The sequence below is a fragment of the Streptomyces sp. RKAG290 genome (genome assembly GCF_023701695.1).
GTDB lineage: Bacteria > Actinomycetota > Actinomycetes > Streptomycetales > Streptomycetaceae > Streptomyces.
Window position 1 is genome coordinate 2,553,786 of record NZ_JAJOZC010000001.1, and the last position, 22,898, is coordinate 2,576,683.

Annotated in this window: 14 protein-coding genes and 1 pseudogene; 3 read left to right on the forward strand and 12 right to left on the reverse strand. The window is 72.1% G+C overall.

What is annotated here, in order from left to right; genetic code table 11:
• Window positions 1-14: 14 nt before the first annotated feature.
• Both LNW71_RS10820 and LNW71_RS10825 read right to left on the reverse strand, forming a co-directional pair.
• A complete protein-coding gene (locus LNW71_RS10820; RefSeq protein WP_250968058.1) occupies window positions 15-2,354 on the reverse strand; it encodes a glycosyltransferase in 2,340 nt (779 codons plus the stop codon).
• On the reverse strand, window positions 2,351-2,986 hold the full coding sequence (locus tag LNW71_RS10825) for a glycosyltransferase family 29 protein (RefSeq protein ID WP_250968059.1): 636 nt from the start codon (window positions 2,984-2,986) through the stop codon (window positions 2,351-2,353). The genes LNW71_RS10820 and LNW71_RS10825 overlap by 4 nt, the downstream gene beginning before the upstream one ends.
• 1,233 nt (window positions 2,987-4,219) lie before the next feature.
• On the opposite strand from LNW71_RS10825, the pseudogene LNW71_RS10830 reads away from it, so the two are divergent.
• Window positions 4,220-6,726, forward strand: a pseudogene (locus tag LNW71_RS10830) (YfhO family protein).
• A 92-nt stretch (window positions 6,727-6,818) separates the two neighbouring features.
• Here the strand turns inward: LNW71_RS10830 and LNW71_RS10835 are convergent.
• Window positions 6,819-7,463, reverse strand: coding sequence for a TetR/AcrR family transcriptional regulator C-terminal domain-containing protein (locus LNW71_RS10835; protein WP_250968060.1), 645 nt, complete (start codon window positions 7,461-7,463; stop codon window positions 6,819-6,821).
• A gap of 60 nt (window positions 7,464-7,523) precedes the next feature.
• Between LNW71_RS10835 and LNW71_RS10840 the strand changes: the two genes are divergently transcribed.
• Window positions 7,524-8,945, forward strand: coding sequence for an FAD-dependent monooxygenase (locus LNW71_RS10840; protein WP_250968061.1), 1,422 nt, complete (start codon window positions 7,524-7,526; stop codon window positions 8,943-8,945).
• Window positions 8,946-9,148: 203 nt separating this feature from the next.
• Here LNW71_RS10840 and leuE read toward each other — a convergent pair whose 3' ends face one another.
• The 4 genes from leuE to LNW71_RS10860 all read right to left on the reverse strand — a co-directional run bounded on the left by leuE (window position 9,149) and on the right by LNW71_RS10860 (window position 13,185).
• Complete coding sequence (gene leuE / locus LNW71_RS10845) at window positions 9,149-9,817, reverse strand: leucine efflux protein LeuE (protein WP_250968062.1); 669 nt, start codon at window positions 9,815-9,817, stop codon at window positions 9,149-9,151.
• Between the two features lie 69 nt (window positions 9,818-9,886).
• Entirely contained in the window at window positions 9,887-10,504 is a 618-nt protein-coding gene (locus tag LNW71_RS10850; RefSeq protein WP_250968063.1) for a class F sortase, read from the reverse strand.
• 88 nt (window positions 10,505-10,592) lie between these two features.
• A complete protein-coding gene (locus LNW71_RS10855; RefSeq protein ID WP_250968064.1) occupies window positions 10,593-11,360 on the reverse strand; it encodes a hypothetical protein in 768 nt (255 codons plus the stop codon).
• 244 nt (window positions 11,361-11,604) lie between these two features.
• On the reverse strand, window positions 11,605-13,185 hold the full coding sequence (locus tag LNW71_RS10860) for a methylmalonyl-CoA mutase family protein (RefSeq protein WP_250968065.1): 1,581 nt from the start codon (window positions 13,183-13,185) through the stop codon (window positions 11,605-11,607).
• Between the two features lie 228 nt (window positions 13,186-13,413).
• On the opposite strand from LNW71_RS10860, the gene LNW71_RS10865 reads away from it, so the two are divergent.
• On the forward strand, window positions 13,414-14,307 hold the full coding sequence (locus LNW71_RS10865) for a L,D-transpeptidase family protein (protein WP_250968066.1): 894 nt from the start codon (window positions 13,414-13,416) through the stop codon (window positions 14,305-14,307).
• A 200-nt stretch (window positions 14,308-14,507) separates the two neighbouring features.
• On the opposite strand, the gene LNW71_RS10870 is transcribed toward LNW71_RS10865, so the two are convergent.
• The 5 genes from LNW71_RS10870 to LNW71_RS10885 form a co-directional block, all read right to left on the reverse strand.
• Window positions 14,508-14,720 carry a hypothetical protein gene (locus LNW71_RS10870; protein ID WP_250968067.1) on the reverse strand — a complete coding sequence of 71 codons (213 nt, stop codon included), beginning with the start codon at window positions 14,718-14,720 and terminating at the stop codon, window positions 14,508-14,510.
• A gap of 945 nt (window positions 14,721-15,665) precedes the next feature.
• Window positions 15,666-16,490 carry an RNA polymerase sigma factor gene (locus LNW71_RS10875; protein WP_250971966.1) on the reverse strand — a complete coding sequence of 275 codons (825 nt, stop codon included), beginning with the start codon at window positions 16,488-16,490 and terminating at the stop codon, window positions 15,666-15,668.
• Window positions 16,491-16,998: 508 nt separating this feature from the next.
• A complete protein-coding gene (locus LNW71_RS36120; RefSeq protein ID WP_285802093.1) occupies window positions 16,999-17,133 on the reverse strand; it encodes a hypothetical protein in 135 nt (44 codons plus the stop codon).
• 166 nt (window positions 17,134-17,299) lie between these two features.
• Window positions 17,300-18,058 carry a hypothetical protein gene (locus LNW71_RS10880; protein WP_250968068.1) on the reverse strand — a complete coding sequence of 253 codons (759 nt, stop codon included), beginning with the start codon at window positions 18,056-18,058 and terminating at the stop codon, window positions 17,300-17,302.
• Window positions 18,059-18,065: 7 nt separating this feature from the next.
• Window positions 18,066-22,898, reverse strand: a complete 4,833-nt coding sequence (locus tag LNW71_RS10885) for a putative T7SS-secreted protein (RefSeq protein ID WP_250968069.1) — start codon at window positions 22,896-22,898, stop codon at window positions 18,066-18,068.

The following is a 22,898-nucleotide window of genomic DNA, read 5'->3' on the forward strand; positions in this document are numbered from 1 at the left end:
CTGCTGTCGTGCCGTCAGACGCGTACGCCCGCCTGGATCAGCTGGAGGTCGGCCGCGTTCGCCTCGGTGACCTTCCACAGTTCCTGCTGCCGCCCGTGCACGTCGGCCACCGCCGCCGCATGGTCGTCCAGCAGCCCGGCGGCCCGCTCCACGAGCCGGGCCCCTAGGTAGCGGTCGTGGACGGAGATGCCCCACTCGGGCCGCTCGATGTCGGCCAGGAAGTACGCCATCTTGGGGTGTGAGATCAGGCTGATGATCGGTGTCCCGCAGCCGAACGGGATCATGCCCGCGTGCCCGCGCATCCCGATGACCAGCTTGGTCCGGGCGTACGTGTCCCGGATCTCGTCGTTCCCGAAGTCGTACATCGGGATCACCGGCAGTGCGATGCCGTGCTCGCGCCGCAGGTCGAAGGCGATCCGCTCGTCGTCCAGCGAGTGGGCGACGCAGCTCACCTCGGCCCGCTCGCCGAGCTCCTTCACCGCGGTCGCCATCTCGCCGAGGAAGTGCGCGTAGTCGTGGCCGAAGCGGAGCCCCGAGCGGTCGTACGCGGCGTTGATCAGCACGGTGTCCTCGCGCCGCACCGGGTCTCTCCAGCCGTCCACCAGCTGCCGGGTGACGGTGGTCGGACAGGGCTGGAAGCGGACCTTGTCGTGCAGCGCCGGCGGCAGCAGCTCGCGGACCTTCTCGATCGAGCCGTGGTTGCGCAGCCCGAAGAACGAGGAGCGCTCGACCAGTCTGCGCAGCGAGGACAGGAACCGGTCGCGGCCGTGGCCGTACGCCTGGCCGTCGAAGGCGTTGAACCCGACCGCGTACACCATGACGGGTACGTCGATCCGCTCCAGCAGCTCGTCGGGGACGTTCCACTGCCAGCCGCTGTTGCCGTTGGGGGCGGTGTCCGGGATGAAGAGCCCGCCGCCGCCGATGACCAGTCCGCGCCGGGCGTTGACCCGTTCCAGCGCGGCCTCGTCGAACAGCCGGTGGGCGTGGACGGAGTGCCAGCGGGCCGGGCCGGTGTCGCGGCCGAAGGCCAGCCGGACGCTCTCCGGGAGCAGCTTGTCCCCGGCGTTGCCCTGCCGGTCCATGTAGAAGGCGACGTGCGCGAGTTGCTGGCCGGACGGCCCCTCGACGGGTGTCTCGGCGTCCCTGGTGCGCTTGTACATCAGCCGGTTCGCCCGGTGGGTCGGGTCGACGCCGAGCCCTTCCAGGGCGTACTGCGCGGCGGTGGCGTCGTCGCCGTGGATCCAGGCGATCTGGGCGAGCCGTGAGAAGGCGGTGGCCGCCCGGTTCGGGGCCGCGGCGGCCAGCAGGAGCTGGGCGCGGGCCTCTTCGTAGCGGGAGACGCTCATCAGCGCGTTGCCGAGCACCTCGTGCGGCCAGGCCTCGTCGACGGGGATCCGGACCCCGCCGAGCACGTCGGCCGCCTCCTGGTACTCCCCGGCGCCGATGTGTGCGGCGGCCACCTTGCGGGCGCTCTCGGGGTCGGCGGTGCGGCGGACGTGCGGGGTGCCGTAGTGCACCAGCAGGTCGTGGTGCTTGGCGCCGGGCAGCGCCAGGTACGCGGCGTGGAACTCGGCCTCGGGCAGCTCGAACTCCCGCCAGCGGTCCTCGGCCAGGCCGTAGCCGGCCTCGCCACCCTGCCAGGGCTTGTGCCGGCCGGTGAAGTGCAGGATCGCGGTGGTGTCGGGCACCGGGAGGTCGCCGGAGAGCCGCCGCTTGACGAAGTTGTAGCGGGCGTCGAGCTGTACGAAGTCGCCGTCGAGCACGGCGTTCAGGATGCCCTGGTCGTGCTTGTCGAGTTCGTAGCCGCCCTGCCGGCCGACGTCGTCGATCCGCGCGCAGAACGCGTCGCTCAGATACTCGCGCTGGATGACCAGCAGCCCGCTGTTGAGCTTGTGCTGCCCGTAGAAGAACTGCGGGACGGCGGCGAGTCCGTCGCGCAGCCTCAGCAGTTCGCCCAGATCGCCGAGGACCACCATGTCGGTGTCCAGGGTGATCACGGTGTCGTAGTCGCGCACCCGGAAGACGTCGAGGATGAAGTAGGCCTTGCGCACCAGGTAGTTGTCCTGGTCGCCCTTGGCGTACGTGTCGTAGCGCGCGGCGTCGACCCGGCGGAAGTCGACGCGCGGGTGCAGCGCCCGGATCTGTGCGACGGATGCGGGGCGCAGCCCGTCGTGCAGCACGAGGAAGTCCTCGCAGACGGCCGGGTTGGACAGCGCGAGGCTGCGCAGCAGGGCGAGGAAGCCGGGCAGGTAGTTCTCGTCCACGAAGCTCGCGAAGGCGACGCGGCGCTTGCCGGTGAGCGTGTTGGCGGGGGCGGGAGCCTGTGGTGCGGGGGCGGCAGCGGGAGTCGTCATCGCAGTCGGATCCTCGTGTCGGTGACGCTCCGGGCACGGGCCATGACCCATGCCTTTTCGCTGGTGTACTCGTGGACGGAGGTGATGGGCATCTTCATCGCGGCGGGCAGCCGGTAGGCGCCGCTCTCGTAGAAGTCGAAGCCGATCAGGTCGAGCCGCGGGCTGACGTCCAGGTGGTCGAGCAGCCACAGCATGTTGAAGCCGCTGGTGGGGATGGAGGGCCAGACGTCCGTGCCGACCCGGCCGATGTCGCGCAGCGGCCAGCGCAGCGACTCGTCACCGAGGTACTGCTGGGCGCCCGGCACCAGCCGGTTGCGCAGCGAGTGCTTCCAGTCGCCGGAGACCCCGCCGAAGACCAGCCGGGTGTGGACCTTCTGGTCCCAGTTGAAGCCGTGCTTGTGGATGGTGGCGTGGATGTCGGTGCGCCTGCCGGTGGCCGGCGCGTCGATCCGGTACGAGTTGAAGCGGACGACCAGGTCGTACGCGTCGATCTCCTCGCCCATCGAACCGGTGCCGACCCGCTGGGAGTTGGCGACCAGGCAGATGGACTTGCCCGCGATGCGGTTGCGGAACTCGCCGAGCGTGGTCCATTCGACGCCGCCGAAGGTGGGGTCGGCGACCGGGCCGCGCATCCGGGACCGGCGCTGACCGGCGTAGAGCTCGATGACCTCCGCGAGGACGGCCGGTCCGGGGCTGCCCGCCGGGGTGCGGGGCCGGCGCCGCTGCCCGGCGCGCCGCCCGCCTCCAGCGCGAGGGCGACGTACTGGGCGAGCGCCTCCTGGATCTCCGGCACCGGCGCGCCGGACCGTTCCTGCGCCAGCAGTGCGCCGATCAGCCGGGACCGTGCCCGGTTCCAGTCCCCGCGCGCGTGCAGGGCGAGGCCCTCGGCCCAGGTGTCGGTGACCGGTCCCCCGGCGAAGGCCGCGGCCTCGGGGCAGTCCCGCTCCAGTGTCCGCAGCAGCTCGCTCCGGCGCTCGGCGCCGGCCCGCAGACCGGCCGCCTTCGCCGCGATCCCGAAGCCGTCCTCGTCGGTGAGATCGAGGTAGCGCTCGTACGCCTGGACGGCGTCGCGCTCCGCCCCCATCGCCTCCAGAGCGCGGGCCCGCAGCCGCCACGCCGCCCTGGAGTTCCTGCGCTGGGTCAGCACGGTGTCCGTGACCAGGATCGCGAGCTTCAGCTCGTCCTCGTAACCGCAGTCCAGGGCCTTGTTGCCGACCGCGAGCAGCGGGTCGAGCAGGGGGTCGCCGAGGACCAGCGCGGCGCTCGGCCCGCCCCTGGCGGCGCGGCGCAGCAGCGGGAGCGGAGTGGCGTCGACGGACGACGGCTGCTCCATGGCGGCGTGGGTGGCCAGCAGGTTCCGCAGCGCCTCGGCGAGCGCCGCACGCCGCCGGTCGAGCCCGGCGACCAGCTTCCCGCTGTGCGCGGCGCAGGCGCGCAGGCAGGTCTCCAGTTCCGTCGGGCGGACGGTGGCGAGGGAGGGCGTGCCGCCGCCGGGCGGGGCCGGTTCCTCCGCGTCACGCTGCCGTGGCCAGCGGGTGCGGGCTTTCGTCATGGCGCTCCAAGCGTCTGCCGCCCGTCGGGGAAGGGGCGTAGGGAGGGGTACGGATGTTCGTCGACCGTTTGTGGTTCCGTGGCACGTTAGGAAACCTGAACGGCCGCAGGATGAACTCGCCCTGTCGGCAGGGGAAACGGCCTTCTTCCGCTCGCACCTGCCCCCGGCGCGTCCCCGCCCGGGCGGCGCACCGGGGAGCCGGGCGCGCCCGGTGACCTGGCGGGGACCACCGCGTGAAGGGCGGCGGACCATCAGGTGAACCGCCTTTTCGCCCGCGGGATTTCACGATGTTCGATGACATATTCGACCCATCATGAGGACTCCGTCGCTTCTCCGATCGCCGCGCGGCCGGGGTGCCGCGCTGGCCGCCGTGCTCACGGTCCTGACCGTCTGTGCCGGCGACGCGGTGGCCCGCAGCTACCCCTTCGGCCCGCGCACCCGCAGCGTGAACGACCTCGGCAACCAGTTCGTGCCGTTCCACGCCCGGCTCTGGGACCTGCTGCACGGGCGGGCGGACGGCGGGCTGCTGCTGAACTGGCAGTCCGGCTTCGGCACCAGCTTCCTGCCGGACCTCGGCACGTATCTGACCAGCCCGTTCGCCCTGCTCGTCGGCGCGTTCCCGCGGGACCGGATCGACCTGGCCGTCTACGTGGTCACGCTGGTGAAGACGGGGACGGCCGCGGCCGCCATGACCTGGCTGCTGACCGCGCTGCGCCGGGGCCGTGGCCGGGAGTGGCTGGCGGCGGTGCTCGGCGCCTCGTACGCGCTGTGCGGCTGGTCGGTCGCCGAGGCCGTGTACAACCCGATGTGGCTGGACGGGCTGATCGCCTTCCCGCTGCTGTGCCTGGCCGGCGAGTGGGCGCGCACCGCGCGGCGGCCGGTGCTGGGGACGCTGCTTGTCACGCTCGCCTGGGTGTCCAACTTCTACACCGCGTACATGGCCACGCTCGGCGCGGCCCTGGTGCTGGTGGTGCGGCTGCTGCTGGCGGACGGGACCTCACGGGAGCGGTTGCTGGGGCTGCTGCGCGCGGCACGGGCGGTGCTCCTCGGCATCGGGCTGGCCGCACCGGTCCTGGTGCCGGTCTTCCTCGGTACCCGGCACGCCTACCCGGGCCTGACCCGGCAGTTCGCCCCGGCCGCCTGGCCGGACGTCGCCGCCCGGCTGCTGCCGGCCACCTACGGCTTCTTCAGCCCGGCGGTCTTCCTCGGCACCGGCTCCCTGCTGCTGGCCTGCGCGCTGGCCTTCCACCGGGAAGTGGCGCGCGCCGAGCGGTGGGTGTGGCCGGGCCTGGTGGCGGCCGTCGCGCTCTCGTTGCAGTGGGGGCCCACCCACCTGCTCTGGCATGCCTTCGCGACACCCAACGGGAGCCCGTTCCGGCAGACGTTCGTCCTCTCCGGCCTCGTGGTGATCGCCGCCTGGACCGCCGTCGCCGAGGCCTGGCCCGACCGGCGGGCGCTGCTGGGCGGGGCGGGGTGCTGGTGCTGATCGCCGCCGCTGCCGCGCCCAGCGAGCTGGTGACCCGGTGGACGTATCCGCTGTTCGCCGCGGGCCTGGTGGCGGCGGTCTGCGCGCTCGCGCTGGTGCGCAGCGGCAGGTTCGCCGTGCTCGCGGTGCTCCTGCTGGTCGGGGCGCAGGCCGGGCAGGCCGCCGCGACCACCGCGTACGCCGACCGGCAGCGTCTGGACCGGCTCGACGACTACGCCCCCTGGGGCGAGCGCCAGAGCGAGCAGGCCGCCGCGGTCGCCCGCGCCGACGGCTGGCCGCGCTACCGCACGGACCCCGGTGCGGAGCAGAGCACCGCCAACGATCCGCTGGTGGTCGGTGGGCAGGGCGGGGCCTACTACAGCAGCCATACGCCCGACGTGACGACCCGCACCTTCTCCGCGCTGGGCGGCGGCTGGACCTCGCGCGGCCGCGCCCTGCAGAGCCTGGACAACCCGGTGACCGACGCGGTGTTCTCGGTCGGCGCCCGGGTGCACGCGCCGCGCGATCCGCACCAGGTCTGGAACCGCCCGGACGGGCGGCCGGTGACCGTGACCCGGCAGGACGTGCCGCCACTGGTGACGGTGCGGCCGTCCGCCCCCGGTGCGTCCGGCTGGGGGCGCTCGCCCTTCCGCAACCAGGAGAAGCTGCTGGGCACCCCGGTCTACGCACTGCCCACGACCACGTTGCGCTCGGCGGACGGGGTGGTCGCCGCCGACCGGAACGCGTACGCCTACGAAGTGCGGCCCGGCGCCTACACCTTGCGCGCGAACTGTCCCGCGGGCAGCGAGGTGTTCCTGTGGACGCCCGACCTGTTCGGCACCGCCCGGCTCGGCGGGACCGGCGAACTGCTCGACGTCCGCGGCGACCTGCCCGCACGCCGGGCCGGGATGCAGCCGCTGGGCCCGGGGGCGGGGCAGGTCGCCGTGACCCTGCGGGCGGAGCGGGCGGGGACCGTCCCGCACGAGTCCGTCGGCTGCCTGGATCCGGGGCGGCTGGCCTCGGCGGTGGCCGGGCTGAAGCACACGGGCGCGACGCGGATCACCGTCTCCGGCAGCGGGGTGCACGCCGAACTCCCGCCGCGGACCAGGGGCGTCGCCGTGCTGGCGGCGCCCAGGATCGCGGGCTGGAGCTGCGACGGCCGGCCGGCCGACTCGTATCTCGGCCTCGTCGCGGTGCGGGTCGACGGTGGCCGGACGACGGTGGACTGCACGTTCCGGCCGCCGGGGCTGCGAGCCGGGACCCTCGCCGGGGCGGCCGCACTGGCGGCCCTGCTCGCCATGACGTTGGGGCCGGCGGCCCTGACGCGGGTACGGCGGTGGCGCGCGCGACCGTAGGCGACGCGACCGCCGGGGGGCGCGCCACGGACCCTGACGCGGGTGCGGCGGTACGCGCACGGGGGGGGGGGACGGCCGCCGGGGCGCGCTCTTCAGCGCACCCCGTACCGCGCCTCGACACCCGCGACGATCAGCCGCAGGCCGTCCTCGAACCGTTCGTCGTAGTGGGCGAAGATCTCGGAACCGGCCGCCGCGGCGAGCGGGTACCGGGCCAGCCGTTCCGCGCGTTCAGCGATGTCGAAGCCCTCGCGCTGCTGGTCGGGCAGCGGGCGGACGCCCTGTTCCTCGCTGACGAACCCCATCGTGAACGCGTACGCGGTGGTGCCCGCCCGTACGGCCTGCCACAGCTCGAAGCCGGCGTCGACCATGGTCCGCAGATGGCTTTCGAGACCGTCGGCGTGGTCGGTGCCGGTGAACTTCGCACCTCCGTAGACCTTGGCCCCGTCGCGGTAGCGCAACAGCCCGTTGCGCAGTCCGCTGTTGTACGCGACGAGCTGGTCCTGCCAGCTCTCCGGGGTGGGCCCCGGCAGGTCGTCGTCGAGCATCCGGCGGTACATCACCGTGGCCATCTCGTCGAGGAGCGCCTGCTTGTCCTTGAAGTGCCAGTAGAGCGCGGGCGCCTTGACGTCCAGCTCCTTGGCGATGGCGCGCAGGCTGAGCCCGTCCAGGCCCACCTCGTTCAGCAGCCGCAGCGCCGTGTCGGCCACCCGCGTCCGGTCGATCTTCGTTGTACCCACCTCGCCAAGTTAACAGCCCCTCCTTGACAACTTAACAGCGTTAAGCGCACACTCCGAACCATGGAACTTAACAACGTTAAGGAAACTGAGGTCCTCATCGTCGGCGCCGGCCCGTGCGGCCTCGCCCTCGCCTGCGACCTGGCCCGCCGCGGCGTCCCCGCCCTCCTCGTCGAGCAGGCGCCCGGACTCTTCCCCGGGTCGCGGGGCAAGGGCATCCAGCCCCGCACCCGGGAGGTCCTGGACGATCTCGGGGTCGGCGACGCGGTCCGCGAGCACGGCGGGCCGGCGCCGGTCGGGATGACCTGGCAGGACGGCGAGCGGACGGGCGAGCACCGGATGTTCCGGGTGGCGGCCCCGACGGACGCCGAGCCGTACGGCGAGCCGTGGATGATGCCGCAGTGGCGCACCCAGGAGATCCTGCTGGCCCGGCTGCGCGAACTGGGCGGCGACGTCGCGTTCTCGACCGCGCTGACCGGCCTCGGCCAGGACGCCGACGGGGTCACCGCGCAGCTGAGCACCGGCCCGGTCCGCGCCTCCTACCTGGTCGCGGCGGACGGCGGACGCTCCACCGTGCGACGGGCCCTGGGCATCGCGATGACCGGGGAGACGGTGGACCCGGCACCCATGCTGGTGGCCGACGTGCGGATCGCCGAGGCGGCGCTCGACCGGCTGAACTGGCACATGATGAACACCGACGCGGGGTACCTCGCGATCTGCCCGCTGCCCGGCACCGCGGACTTCCAGCTGGTCGCCCAGTTCAAGGAGGGCGAGCCGGACATCTCGCCGGCGGGGGTGCGCGCGGTCGTCGCCGAGCGCACGCACCTGGACGCGCGGGACGTCACCGAGGTGCTCTGGTCATCCGACTTCCGGCCGCGCGCCGCGCTCGCCGACCGGTTCCGCGACGGTCGCGTCTTCCTCGCCGGGGACGCCGCCCACGTCCACTCCCCCGCCGGTGGCCAGGGCCTCAACACCAGCGTCCAGGACGCGTACAACCTCGGCTGGAAGCTCGGCCAGGTGCTGCGCCACGGCGCGCCCGCGGCGCTGCTGGACAGCTACGAGCAGGAGCGCCGCCCGATCGCCGCCGAGGTGCTCGGCCTGTCCACCCGTATCCACCGCGGTCAGCAGGAACGCGGCGCCGCCACCCAGCAGCTGGGCATCGGCTACCGCGAGGGGCCCCTCTCGGTGGGCCGTGCGGGCGCACTGGAGGCCGGCGACCGCGCCCCCGACGGACCCACGGGCGGCCGGCGCCTGTTCGACGTCTTCCGGGGTCCGCACTTCACCCTGCTGGCGGTCGGCACCGACGCGGACCTGCCGGAGTTCGGCACCCCGGCAGTGCTGGTGCACCGCACCGACGCCTACGAGGCGTACGGCAAGGGGCTCTTCCTGGTCCGCCCCGACGGCTACATCGGCTGGGCGGGCGAGGACATGACCGGGCTCGCGGAGTACCTCGCGCCGCTGGGCCTTGACCTCGCGCGCGGTTGAGTTCCGACCCGCTGGGGAGCTGTGAACCAGCTCGCCGACGCGGATGCGACGGGACGCCCGCGCGCGGAGGCTGCGCATGCAGCGAGCCTCAAGCGCAAACAGAACTGCGACGGGACGCCCGCGCGCGGAGGATGCTCCCGCGCATGATCCACCACGCCCGCGGCAAGGCCTGGCACGAGTGACGCGGTGCCGGCGGCGCCCGGTCAGACGCTGCTGAGCGAGAGCTTCGCGGCGAACCCGAGGAACAGCACGCCCGCCGCCGAAGTGGCTCCGGCCGAGAGCCGCCTGCGGCGGCGGAACGCCGCGGACAGCCGGGTGCCGCCGAAGATCAGCGCCGACAGGTACAGGAAGCTGGCGAGCTGCAGCAGGGTGCCGAGCACCAGGAAGGAGAGCGCCGGGTAGGCGTACCCCGGATCGACGAACTGCACGAAGAACGAGATCAGGAACAGGATGGCCTTCGGGTTGAACAGGCTGACCACCAGCGCCCGCCGGTAGGGCCGCTCCATGGCGCCCGCGGACTCGGCAGCGTCCGCCCCCTCGCCGGTGAGCTCGGCCACCCGCCGGTGCCGCTCGCGCCACATGGACACCGCGGCCCGCAGCATCCCGATCGCCAGCCAGGTGAGATAGCCCGCGCCCGCGATCTTCACGACGGCGAAGAGCACCGGCGTGGTCTGCAGCAGCGACGAGGCGCCCAGCGCGGACAGCGTCATCAGCACGGTGTCGCCGGTCCACACCCCGGCCGCGGCCACATAGCCGGTCCGCACCCCGCGCCGGGCGGCGACGGACAGCACGTACAGCGAATTGGGCCCCGGCAGCAGAACGATGAGCACCAGGCCGGCGAGATAGGTCGGAAGATCTGTGACACCCAGCATGAAACGGAGTGTCGCATGTGGTCAGGACACCTCGAAAACGCGGGGTACCGCTCCCTGTGCCCCGCCGTCTCACCTCACCAGATTCGCGAAGGCGATGATGTTGTCGGGCCGGTGGCCACCCTTCAGATCTCCGCCGCAGGTGATCAGCCGGAGCTCGGGGCCTGCCGTGTCGCCGTAGACCTCGTCGGTCGGGAAGGCGCCCTTGTCGACCTGCTGGAGCCTGCGCACGGCGAACACCGCGTCGGATCCGTCGGCTCGCGTGACGGTGATCCGGTCGCCGACCCGGATCTTCGCCACGTTCTTCAGTACGGCCGGGCCCTCGGCGGTGTCGAAATGGCCGATGAGGACGGCGGGGCCCCTCTCCCCCGGGGTGACGCCCTTGGTGTACCAGCCGATCCGGTCCGCCTGCACGACGGTCGGGACCTCGACGGTGCCGTCGGCCGCCAGTCCCAGGTCCAGGACCGGGCCGGTGTCGACACCGGCCGAGGGGATGCGGACCCGGACCGGCTCGGAGGCCGGCATGGGGGTGGCCGCGCCGGTCGGCGCCGGCCTGGCCGGTGAAGTGGCGATGTGTGCGGGCGGGGTGGCGGGGGCGTCGTCGCCCGAGGCGCAGCCCGTCAGTACGGCAACGGCGCTGAGGGTGACGAGCGAGGCCGCCGTCAGACGGCGCGTGAACGAGGTGTGCATACGAGACTCCCGGCAGGCAGAACCGGGAGGGGCCGCCGCACTGCGCGACGACCCCTCCCCCGACGTGTGGCGAACGTGTCCGAGCGGCTCAGCGGCCGGCCGTTGCCGTGCGGCGGCGCAGGACGACGAAGCCGAGGCCCGCCGCCCCCAGCGCCGCTGCCCCGCCGACCTCGATCAGCACCGGATCGGCGCTCTGCGCCGGCTCCGCACCGGCCGCGACGCTGCCCTTCGGGACGACCGAGGTCTGGGAGGACTGCGTGTCGCTGCCGTGGCCGGTGCCCGACCCCGTGTCGTACTGGAAGCTGCATCCCTTGGGGAGCTTCGGGAAGTCCGCGTAGCCCGCCCGGTGTCCGCCGCCCTCCAGGTTGAACCTCAGGCGCGGGGCGCTGCTGTTCGGGTTGAGGATCTCGGCGTCGAAGCCGGCGCTCTCGGGCAGCTTCGGGTGCAGGCGGTTAAGGCTGTAGTCCAGGAACGGGCCGCCCGCCGCGTCCTGGAACCGGACGTACGGACCGCTCGGGCCGATGCCGAGAAAGGCAGCGGTGCCCCCTCCGACGTTCTCCTTGATCTCGGCCACGCACCTGGTGGGTGTCACGGGCCCCTCGCCGTGCCGGTACACCTTGGCGCTCAGCCCGCCCGTGAGCTTGTCCGTGCGGATCAGGGTGCCCTCGTCCGCCGGCTTCGTCGGCGCCGAGGTGGCCGTTGCCGGACCGGTGGGTGCCGGGCTGCTGGGTGCCGGCGTGGTCGGGGTGGTGTCGGCGAAGGCGGTGGCAGCCGGTACGAGGACGGCGCCGGCCAGGGCGGCCGTGGCGATGGCGGACCGCAGAGCGGTGCGGCGGATCGTGGGACGGAAAGACATGAACGACTCCGTGAAGAAGAGGGCCTTGTGGGCCGAGAGGTGTGGGAGAGTCGCATGCCGCTTCCTCTGTGGGTGGGGCCGCGAGGTGGGGCGGACACTGCACCCATGAATCTAGGCAGCCCGTACGGCGGAGCCGTCCGTTCCCTGTCACAGGGGTGTGACGGAGCCTCAGGTCCGACCTGTCGCCCCTTCCGGCGCAGGACACCACGGCTGCCGCCACCCCCCGTCCAGCGCACCGTCCGCCTCAGAACGCGTCCGCCGGTACGTACGCCCCCCACACCTCCCGAAGCGCGTGGCAGACCTCGCCCACCGTGGCGCGGGCCCTGAGCGCGTCCTTCATCGGGTGGAGCACGTTGTCCGTGCCGCCGGCCGCCTCGCGCAGGGCCGCCAGTGCCGTGTCCACCGCACCTTGGTCCCGTTCGGCGCGGAGCCTCGCCAGCCGGGCCGCCTGCTGGGCCTCGATCGCCGGGTCGACGCGGAGCGGCTCGTACGGTTCCTCCGTGTCGAGCCGGAAGCGGTTGACGCCGACGACGACCCGCTCGGCGCTGTCCGTCTCCAGGGCGACGCGGTAGGCGCTGCGTTCGATCTCTTCCTTCTGGAAGCCACGCTCGATCGCGTGGACGGCGCCGCCCATGTCCTCGACCCTGAGCATCAGCTCCAACGCCGCGGCCTCCACGTCGTCCGTCATCCTCTCGACCACGTAACTGCCCGCGAACGGGTCGACGGTGGCCGTCACGTCCGTCTCGTACGCGAGGACCTGCTGGGTACGCAGCGCGAGCCGGGCGGACTTGTCCGTCGGGAGCGCGAGGGCCTCGTCGAAGGAGTTGGTGTGCAGGGACTGGGTGCCGCCCAGGACCGCGGCCAGGCCCTGGACGGCGACGCGGACCAGGTTGACCTCGGGCTGCTGGGCGGTGAGCTGGACGCCCGCGGTCTGGGTGTGGAAACGCAGCATCAGCGACTTGGGGTCCCTCGCCCCGAACTCCTCCCGCATCACCCGGGCCCAGATCCGGCGGGCGGCACGGAATTTGGCGACCTCCTCCAGGAGCGTCGTGCGGGCGACGAAGAAGAAGGAGAGCCGCGGGGCGAAGTCGTCGACGTCCATGCCGGCCGCGACGGCGGTACGGACGTACTCGACGCCGTCCGCGAGCGTGAAGGCGATCTCCTGCACGGGCGAGGCCCCGGCCTCCGCCATGTGGTAGCCGGAGATCGAGATGGTGTTCCACTTCGGGATCTCGGTGCGGCAGTACTTGAAGATGTCGGCGGTCAGCCGCAGCGAGGGCCCCGGCGGGAAGATGTACGTGCCGCGCGCGATGTACTCCTTGAGCACGTCGTTCTGGATGGTGCCGGTCAGCCGGTGCGCCGGGACGCCCTGCTCCTCCGCGACCAGTTGGTAGAGCAGCAGCAGGAGCGCGGCGGGGGCGTTGATCGTCATGGACGTGGAGACCTTGTCCAGCGGGATCCCGTCGAACAGCACCCGCATGTCGTCGACCGAGTCGATCGCCACGCCGACCTTGCCCACCTCGCCGGACGCGATCTCCGCGTCGGAGTCGTGACCCATCTGGGTGGGCAGGTCGAAGGCGACGGACAGGCCCGTGGTGCCGTCGGCGATGAGCTGCTTGTACCGGGCGTTGGACTCGGTGGCCGTGCCGAAGCCCGCGTACTGGCGCATCGTCCACGGGCGACCGGTGTACATCGACGGGTACACACCGCGCGTGAAGGGGTAGCCGCCCGGCTCCCCCAGCTTCGCCGCCGGGTCCCATCCGTCCAGTGCGTCCGGCCCGTAGACCGGCTCGATGGGCAGTCCCGACTCCGACTCGCGCGTCATCTGCTCCGCCTCCCGCTGGAGTTCCTCACCGGTGACCCTTGGCTGTCGCGACGGACCGCTGCGGCGCTCCCGCGACCGTGGGAGAGGACCGGGCCTCCGGCCCCGCTCACAGCCGCGAGCCCGAAGCCCGCGGGCGCCCGTTACCGATTTCCCCATCATGCGCAGGATTCGGCAACCGGGCGGAGCGGGAATCCGTCCCAGGAGATACCGAAGAGCCAGGGGGCCGAGATGACACGCACCAGCAGGACAGGGCGCGGCCGCGCGCACCGAGGGGGCCGGGGGTCCGCGGCGGCCACCGCGGCCGTCGCCGTACTCGCGCTGGCCGCGGTGACAGCCGGGTGCAAGCCGCAGCCCGCGGGCGGCGCCTCGGCCGCACCGTCGGCGAGCAGCTCGCCCGGCGACGACGCCAAGCCGTCGGCGAGCGGACCGGCACCGGCCACACCGTCCGCGAAGCCCGCCTCTCCCTCGAAGGCCGCGCCCGACCCGCAGGGCAAGGTGCTGCTGGCGAGCGGCGCGCGGAACAAGCAGGTGCGCGAGCTCCAGGCCAGGCTGCGTCAGATCGGCCACTTCGACCGCAGCCCCACGGGCTATTACGGCACCGTCACGGTCGCCGCCGTGCAGTCGTTCCAGGGCAAGCGCGGGCTGTCCCGTACCGGGAAGACGGACACCCTCACCTGGCAGAAGCTGCTCGGCATGACGCACGCGCCGACGGCCACCGAGCTGAACCCGCCGACCACCCGCCCGGTCGCGAAGCCGGACAAGCGCTGTCTGACGGGCCGGGTGATCTGCATCAGCAAGAACAGCCGGACGCTGTCCTGGATGATCGACGGCAGGGTCGTCTCGTCGATGGACGTGCGGTTCGGCTCGCAGTACACGCCGACCCGCGAGGGCACCTTCTCGGTGTACTGGAAGTCCCGGCACCACGTGTCGACGATCTACCACACGGCCATGCCGTACGCGATGTTCTTCAGCGGCGGCCAGGCGGTGCACTACTCGTCGGACTTCGCGGCCCGCGGCTACAACGGCGCCTCGCACGGCTGCGTCAACGTCCGGGACGAGGGGAAGATCGCCTCGCTGTTCGCCCAGGTCCACAACGGCGACAAGGTCGTCGTCTTCGGGTGAGCGCCGTGGCGGCAGCGGTCGGATTTTGAGGGGCGCGGGCGGGACCGGGGGAACGTGTCCCGCCCGCGCCGTTGCGCCGAGCCGAAGGTACGGGGGGAACCCCGGCTCAGGACGCTGCCGATGACCAGTCGGCTCACTCTGTACTGCGTCCGCGTGCCGAAAAACGTCACACCCCGTGTCGGACGGGGCGGCGCGGGAGGTCAGCGGGCCGCGGCGGAACCGTCCGGCGCCGGGGTCTGCGGGGCCGTGGAGCCCGCCGGGGCCAGGCCCGTACCGGCGGACGGCACCGAGGACGCGCGGGAGAATCCGATCGACGGGAGGGAGCCCGCACCGCCGGCCGCCGAGCCGTCGCCGCTGCCCGGCGCTCCGCTGTTGTCGTCGCCACCGCTGTCGCCGTCGGCCTTGTCGAGCATCCGGTCGCAGAACCGGTCCAGGTTGCGGGCGCCCTTGGCCAGCGCTTCGAGGCGCCGCCTGCGGTCGTCGTCGAGCTTGCCGTCGCGGTAGTCGCGGCAGGCCTTCAGGGTCTTGGCGTACCAGGCACCGGAGGCGTTGTCGTCCTGCGGGTCCGCGGGCTGTTCCGTGCCGTCGTCCTTGTCCGTACCGCCGGTGTCGCCCGCCGAGCCGCTCGCCGTGCCGTCCTGCTGTCCGGCGCCGTCGTCCTTGCCGCCGGTGTCCTGGCCGGTGGGGGCGCTGCCGCCGGGGGGCCGGTGCTCGGCTCGTCCGGGCGGCCGGAGTCCGGGGCCGGCGACGACGCGGTCTTCGTACCCGGGGAGCCGGGCGGCGGTGCGGACGTCCCGTCGTCGTCCGGGGCGAGGCCGGAGCCGAGTTCCCCGGGGGACGCGGCGGCCGACACCGAGTTCGCGGGCGTGGGAGTCCGCCCCCGAACGGGCCTGGCAGCACCCCGGTCCCGGCGGCCACCGCCACCCCGCCGATCGCGCAGCACGCGAGGGAGGCGACCAGGCCGAAACGGATGGGCCGGCTCCAGCGCAGCGGGCGGGGACCGCGGGAGCCCGCGGACCCGGCCACCCTGCCGGAGGCGGCCCGGCCTATGTGTACGGGAGCGAGCACCCCGGGCTCATCGACTCCGTCCGCCGCGGCGGACGGTACGTGGTCCGGCCGCGCGGCCGCGGCAGGGGTACGGGACGCGGAGCGGGGGACTGCGCGGAAGGCGGCCAGCGCGGCGGCCTCGCCGGGGAGTTCACCGGTGGCCGGACGGGCGGTCCGGGCGGCGGCTTCCAGGGCTGCCGCGAGTCTTTCGGCCTGCTGTGCGGGGAGGCCGTCGGCAGGATCGACCGGTTCGCGGCGGAGCAATCTCTCCGCCGCTTCCCTGTCAAGCCATTCGTCGTGCTCGTCGGCCATCACATGTCCTTCTGCGTCCACAGACGCGAATGCGTCACACCGGCGGGCGCCGCCACGCCGGTGCGGGAGGGGCGCTGCGCGGGTACGGCACCGAGTTCCGCCGTCCGGGCTGCCGCGTTGCCGTGCGGGGACGACGCCGGGGCCGGGCTGTCGGCCGGCCCCCTGGGCGCACCGGCCCCGCCGGCCGGGGCGCCGCCGCGCGGACGGCCGTCCTGCGCGTGCTCCGTGGCCGTCAGATCTCCGCCGCCCCCGGGATGCTGCACGCTGTCCACGCTGTCCGCCCGCAGCAGTTCGGCGAGCCGCTTCAGTCCGCGGTGGGCCGCGGTGCGTACCGCGCCCGGCCGCTTGCCCAGCGTCTGCGCCGCGGTCTTCGCGTCGAGTCCGACCACCACGCGCAGCACCACGGCCTCGGCCTGGTCCTGCGGCAGCTGGGCGATGAGGGCCATGGTGCGGCCGGTGGCCAGCGCCTCGATCGCCTCGGTCGCCGTGTCGGACTCGGCCGGCTTCTCGGACAGCTCCGTCTCGTCGCCGCCGATCGAGGGCCGCCTGCCGCGCATCCGCAGATGGTCCAGGGCGCGGTTGCGCGCTATGCGGGCCGCCCAGCCCCGGAACCGGTCCGCGTCACCGCTGAACCGGTCGAGGTCCCGCGCTATCTGGAGCCACGACTCCGATGCCACGTCCTCCGCGTCCGGCTCACCCACCAGCGTCCTTATGTAGCCCAGCAACCGCGGCTGCACAGCGCGGTACACAGTACGGAAGGCGTCCTCGTCCCCGTCCTGTGCCGCGAGCACCGCGGCAGTAAGCCCCGCGTCGTCCCCCAGCACTCCCTCAACCCGCCCTGCTGTCCGCAATCGCAGCTGGTCACCACTGCCGCGCCACCCTGCGCGACTCAGCACGCTACGTCCTTCGCGGGCATCACGTCCATGACTTGTACAACCCGCAACATTCCGGGGACAGGCTGCGGTGTGACAGAAAACGCAGTCACGGCGCTGAGATGAGTACGGGGTCGTCCTGCGGCCCCGCGGAAGACGACCGGGGCCTCTCCTGTGGGGGGTGGCGGCCCCGGTCGTCCTCGTTCACCTCCACCGGCCCCGATGCCGCGTCAGCCGTGCACCCGGGCCCGCCGCGCGCAGCCGGGCGCTCCGCCGTCCTTGATGATCTTCACCGAGGCTGCTCCTCGTGGGGGCGGTAATGCCGCCCTGGCCGCTTCAACGGGCACGGCCATCCGCGACGGCGCGCTCTATTCGCTCATCCGCATACGCGAAGGCGACGCGGCCCGGTGCGAGTCCCGCGGGTCGCTGCTGGCCCTGGCCGGGCAAGACCGAACAGACCTCACGACGTTTCGGGCGTGATGAACTCCAGCGCGCTGCCCCTGAAGCGGCCACCGCAGACCGGGCACTCGTTGCGGTACGAGTGGGAGCGTGAGCGCTCGAGACTGTCGGAGAACAAGGGCACAACTGTGGTCATTTCGACCACCTGGAACCGCAGCCGGAACCTCCGTTGCGAACCCCGTGTGGGCTTGGGCGAGGACCCCGGGGACACGATCGGGGGCGATCCTCCCTCGCGATGCAGCTCGCAGTGCCGCCGAGCCGCTGCGCAGCACCCGCGCGAAAACGCCCCATGTCGAGCTCGGTCACCCGTTTCCGTAGTCCTCGACCATGGTGGCGATGAGGTCGAGCAGGACGTCGGCCCGGTGCCGGTCATCTTGTTGGTTGCGCAGGGCTTCGTCGGCGGCCCGGAGGCGGGCCAGAGCGGCGGGTTCGCCGTCCACCAGATCGTCGACCACCGGCGTGGTGATCAGGTCCAGGCACTCTGTGAGCAGCCGACGCGTGGCGTCGGAAGGCGGGGCGGGATCGGGGTCGGCGAACCCAGTGGACAAGTACCGGACCGGGTCGGTCAGATTCCAGCCGACGACGCTGCCGTGCTGGACGAGGAGCGCCACGTCCGGGGCGATGCCGATACAGGCCTCCAGCGGTTCGTCCAGGACGTCGAGGTCGCGCAGACAGATCAGCATGGCGTCGCCGGGAGCGCGGCACAGCACCGTGCACGTCTCATGCCGGAAGTCCCGGATCTCGTCAGCGCTGAGCCCGCCGGGGCGTACGGAAGGCAGGACGGGAAGGCGGGCGGAGGTCTCGGCGGCGGCGGACACGTACGGCATCTGGAGTTCGGCCCCGACCAGTTTTCGGCTGTCCGGGGCGAACCGGAAGACATCGGGCGTGTCCCACAGCCAGTGCTGGCTACCGAAGGTATTCGCGACGAACCGCTCACGCTCCTTCACGTCCGCGTAGTTCATGACGCGCACAGAGTCACCTGCGAAGCGGGGGGTGATGTGCAGCGGATCGTCCGTCACCGTTGCGCGCCAGTCGCCGTCGAACGACAGTTTCGTCATCATTCCTGCCTCATCTGATCTGCACTCCTGGGGCCAGGTTGCCGAACTTGCCGGGAATCCTGCCCTCCACGATGTCCTCGTGGGTGATTGGCTTGCCAGGGTCCGACGGGCTGCCGCCAAGCGCCCTCCAACCGGACTCACCCTTGATGCCCGACTCTCCGTAGGCCGTGATGGCCTGGCCTTGCTTGGGGCCGGGCCCGTAGACCACGGCAATGTCATTGTCCTTCCGGAAGATGAAGTTTCCTGACTGGCCCGATGACTGGTACACGGCATCAGGGTTCTTAAGGATCTCCAGAACCCGTTCGTCGGTGAAACCGTGCCCCGTGTCCCCGTGGTAGTCGGCGTGCTTCTTCAACTCGCCGTTCTGTGCCCTCGCGAGGACGTCGTCCACGATCTTGTTGATCCGCTTCTGGGCCTTCTCCTCGTTCGCGTACTTGGGCATCAGGCCCAGCGGGTCGCAACCCCTGTGGGGATTTTCCACGTACGCGACCGGGTTCCGAGCCGGAGCCAGCCCCAGCGGGTCCGGGGAGGCGTAGCGGCCGGTTTCGGGGTCGTAGTGGCGAAAGACGTTGTAGTGGAGGCCGGTTTCGGGGTCGTAGTACTGGCCAGGGAAGCGCAGCGGGGTGTATGCGCGACTGTTCCGGGACCAGGCCGTGGTACCCCAGAGCGTGGAGCGGGAGCGCCAGGCGATGTCGCCGGTCTCGTCGATCAGTTCGGCGGGGGTGCCTATGAGGTCGGTGGCGATGGCGAAGAAGCGGCGGTCGATCTCTGCCTGGCCGTCGTCGGCCGTGAGGATGCGCTCAGTCTGCGTCATGGGTGTGTTGCCGCGGTGGTCCCAGGTGAGGGCGACCGTGTTCGGGGTGTCCGGGTGGTGGGTGGTCTGTTCGCACAGGGTCAGGCCGTCCCAGGCGAACCGGACCTCCTCGGCCACGCTTCCGTCGGCGGCCGAGAGGCGCTGTTTCGCAGTGCGACGGCCAAGCGGGTCGTAGCGGTAGCGCCACCGTGTGCCGTCGGGGGTGATGACGGAGGTGAGACGGTTCTCCGCGTCCCACGTGTAGCGCCAGTTGTCGGGCCTGCGGGAGAGGCGAGTCTTCTGGCGCAGGGTGACCCGGCCGAGGGCGTCGTGCTCAAAGCGGACGTTCCCGGCGCGGGTGATGGTGGTGCCGGTGTAGGCGCGCGGTCCGGTGGCCTCGCTGCCGGGGTGGCCGGACGGCCAGGACGCCGAGGTCTGGTTGCCGGCGTCGTCGTAGGCGTAGCGCTCTGTCCAGCCCTTGGCGTGGACGGCGGTGACGCGGTCCGCCCGGTCGAGATCGAAGGTACGGGTACCTGAGAGCTGGTCGGCGACGGAGGTCACGTTTCCGTCGGCGCCGTAGGAGTAGGCACGGCTGTTGACGCGGCGTGCTCCGGCGGTGATGTGCTGCTCGGAGAGCCGTCCGGCTTCGTCCCAGGCCGATGTCATGGTGAGCGCGTCACCGAAGGCGCGGGAGAGCTCCCGGCCGACGGCGTCGTGTGTGAAGTCGATCCGGTGGCCACCGCTGGTCAGGCGCTGGGGCGTGCCATCGGCGCCGTAGGCGTAGGAGGTGACATGGCCGGTGGGCGTGGTGCGGCGTGTACGGCGGCCCAGGGCGTCGTAGGAGTAGGAGATGGGACGGCCGCCGACCAGCTCGGTCTTGACCTTTCCCCGGCGGTCGTACTGGTATCGGAGTTCGCTGTCCGGCCCCACCGCCTCCAGCAGGCGTCCCGCACCGTCGTAGGCGTAGGCCGTCACTTGGCCGTCGACGTCCTTGCTGACCACCTGGCCGAGCTGGTCGCGTTCGAACGATATGGTCCCGCCGAGCACGTCGGTGCGGGAGGCGAGCCGGCCCACGGCATCCACCCGGTAGGTGAGAGTGCGGCCGTCGAAGTCGGTCTCAGAGACGATGTTGCCGGCCGCGTCGTACGCGTAGCTCCAGACCAGTCCCTGCGGGTTGGAGACGCGGGTGAGGCGCAGTTCGTTGTCGTGCTCGAACTCGTAGCGGGCGCCGTCCGGTCCGGTGCGGGCGAGGGGCAGGTCGAAGTGCGTGTACTCGGAGCGGGAGATGCCACCGGACGCGTCGGTATGGGTCAGTAGGTTGCCCTCGCCGTCGTACCTCCACGATTCCGTGGCGCCGTCGGGTCCGGTACGGCGGGCCAGTTGGCCGTCGGTGTGCCACTCCAAGAGGGTGACACCGCCCACCGGATCGGTGACGCGGACCGGTCTGCCGAGGGCGTCCCGTTCCGTGCGGGTGACCGCGCCGGTCGGGCCGGTCACCACCGCGGGCAGGCCCGCCGCGTCGCACACCACCCACGTCCTGGCGCCGAGCGCGTCGGTGACCGAGGTGAGTCGTCCGGCGTGGTCATAGGTGTAGCGGGTCGTGGAGCCGGCCGGGTCGGTGACCGACGTGCGGTTCCCGCATTCGTCGAACTCGTGGAGCACCCGGCTGCCGTCCGGCCCAACGACCTCCACCGGCAGACCCAACAGCCCACGTATGGTGTGCAGTTCGCCGCCGTCGGGGGCGGTGGCGGAAATGAGGCGGCCGTCTTCGTCGTAGGCGAAGGCGGTGCGCAGGCCCAGCGGGTCGGTGCGGGCCCGGAGGTTGCCGCGCGGGTCGTAGGTGAACCGGGTGGTGTGGCCGAGCGGGTCGGTGACGGCCAGCAGACGGCAGCCGGGGCCGAAGAGGTAGCGGGTGGCGTGCCCGTCGGCGGTGGTAAGCGTGGTAGTGCGGTGGCCTGTCCCGGGATCCGGGTCGGTGTAAGCCAGAGTGATCTGGACGTGACCGGCCTCGCCGCCCTCCGCCACGACGCGGTCCCGGTCGTCGTAGACGTAATCGTAGCGGCTGTTGTTCGAGTCGATCCAGGCAATGACGCGCCGGCGGTCGTCGTAAACGTAGGTGGTGGTGGCGCCGGAGGGCTTGGTGACGTTGGTGAGATTGCCGTCGTCGTAGCCGTAGGCCATCAGGGGCAGGTCGGCGCCGTTGTCGCCCGCGCTGCCCAGTGCCAGTGCGGTAATCAGGCCGTCGGCGGCCGACAACTTCACCTGGTGGCCCGCCGAGTGGACCAGGGCCAGCGGCAGACCGTCCTCGCCGCGGTCGATGTGGATTGCGTGGCCGTTGCGTTCGGCCACTTCTGACAGCCATGCGGTTCCGTCACCCCCCGGTTCGTTGCCGGACGGCGCAGTGAAGTGGAACGTCAGGCCGCTGTCCAGGGCGGTGACCGTGTAGTCGCCGTCAACATCGCGGACCAGCAGGGTGCGGGCCCGACCGGTCGCCGGTGCGGTGGGCGAGCCGGGGACCGGGTGTGGGTACGGGACCAGGAGCCCTTCTGCGGTGACGTGGACGACGCCGACGGCGTCGATCTCCAGCCGCTCGTCGACGGTGGACGTCCAGGCGGGCCCCAGGAAGCGGCCGACGGCACAACCCGATTCGGTGCGGCGGGTAAAGACCAGCGGCAGGATGCCGGGGACTTCGACGTCGGTCTGCGGCAGGTACATGTGGCCCGTGGCGAGGTCCACTGGGTCGCCGCCCGGGTTGCGGTCGCCGTCCGGGGTGCTGTGGGTGCCTTCCGGGGCGTCGTCGACGAGCTTACGCAGCCGGTCGGCCTCGGCGGCCTCTTCGGCGACCTTGCGCAGCCGGGCGGCCTCGGCGGCCTCTTCGGCGACCTTGCGCAGCCGGGCGGCCTCTTCGGCGACGCGCGCGCCCTTCACCGCGGCGCCGCCGCCGCCGGTGGCGATGGTCATCGCGATGTCGGGTATCAGCCGGCCGAAGCCCTCGGCCGGGTCCTTCATGAAGTCCTTGGCCATCTGGATGCCGGTGCCGGTCGGGTCGTTGGCAGCGACCACCAGCCCGGCGGCCAGGCTGTTGAGGGACGTGACGTACTCGGCCGGGTGCGTGAGGTTGTACGGGTCCATGGGGTTGACGCTGCGGACGAAGTTGAGAGTGCCGGCCGTGGCCTTGATGATGCCGCCGTCCATGTGCACGCTCATGAGCTGGAACTCTTCCGCCCCGTCGCGCAACTGCTCGGCGTACGAAGGCTTCTGCGGCGCCATGTCGCGCGCGGCCTGAACCGCCGAGCGCGCGGTCTGTGCCGCCGAGTTCCGCTGCTCGCGGGCCTCGGCGAGAAGGTCCTGCGCATCCTGCATCAGCTTGATGCCGGGGTCGACGAACGTCGACGCGGGGCGGGGAGGCAGAGACGACGGGTCGCGCGTGTCGGAGGACTGGGCGTTGTAGCGGTCGACGGCACTATTGTAGTCGTCGACCTTCTTTCGATGGGCACCCGCAGCGTCCTCGGAGGCCTTGACACCCTCCTTCCACTTGTCGATCGCCGTCTGGGCCTGTCCCTGCGCCCAGGTGACGGTGTCGGCGAACGCGTCGAGGGCTCCGAGCGCCTTCGTGGTCGCATCGGCGGCGGCGTACCACTTGGGCGGCTGGGTACCCACCGCGGTGCGCAACGCGTCGGCCGTCTCCCCCTTGAGCTGACCGGAGTCCAGGCCCTTGAGACCGTCACCGGTGCCGTCGAAGGCCGACTGGAAGGCGCGAAGCTTGGTGACGGTGGCGTTGAGCTTGCTGGGGCTGCCGTAGATCAGTTTGGTCTTGTCCTCGGTCTGCCCGAGGTCCATCTCATCGACTTCCGCGCCCATCCGGTTGGCGACCGAACGGGACTGCTCGCGCACCCAGTCCGCACCGGAATCCCAGCCGACGTCATCCAGCCGGTCGGCGGTCCAGTTCCCGGCGTCCTCAACCCGGTCACCGGCCCACTCGACACCGTCCTCGACCACGTCCTCGACCGAGTCGGGCGTGAGGTCCTTGATGAAGTCGCCTATACCCAC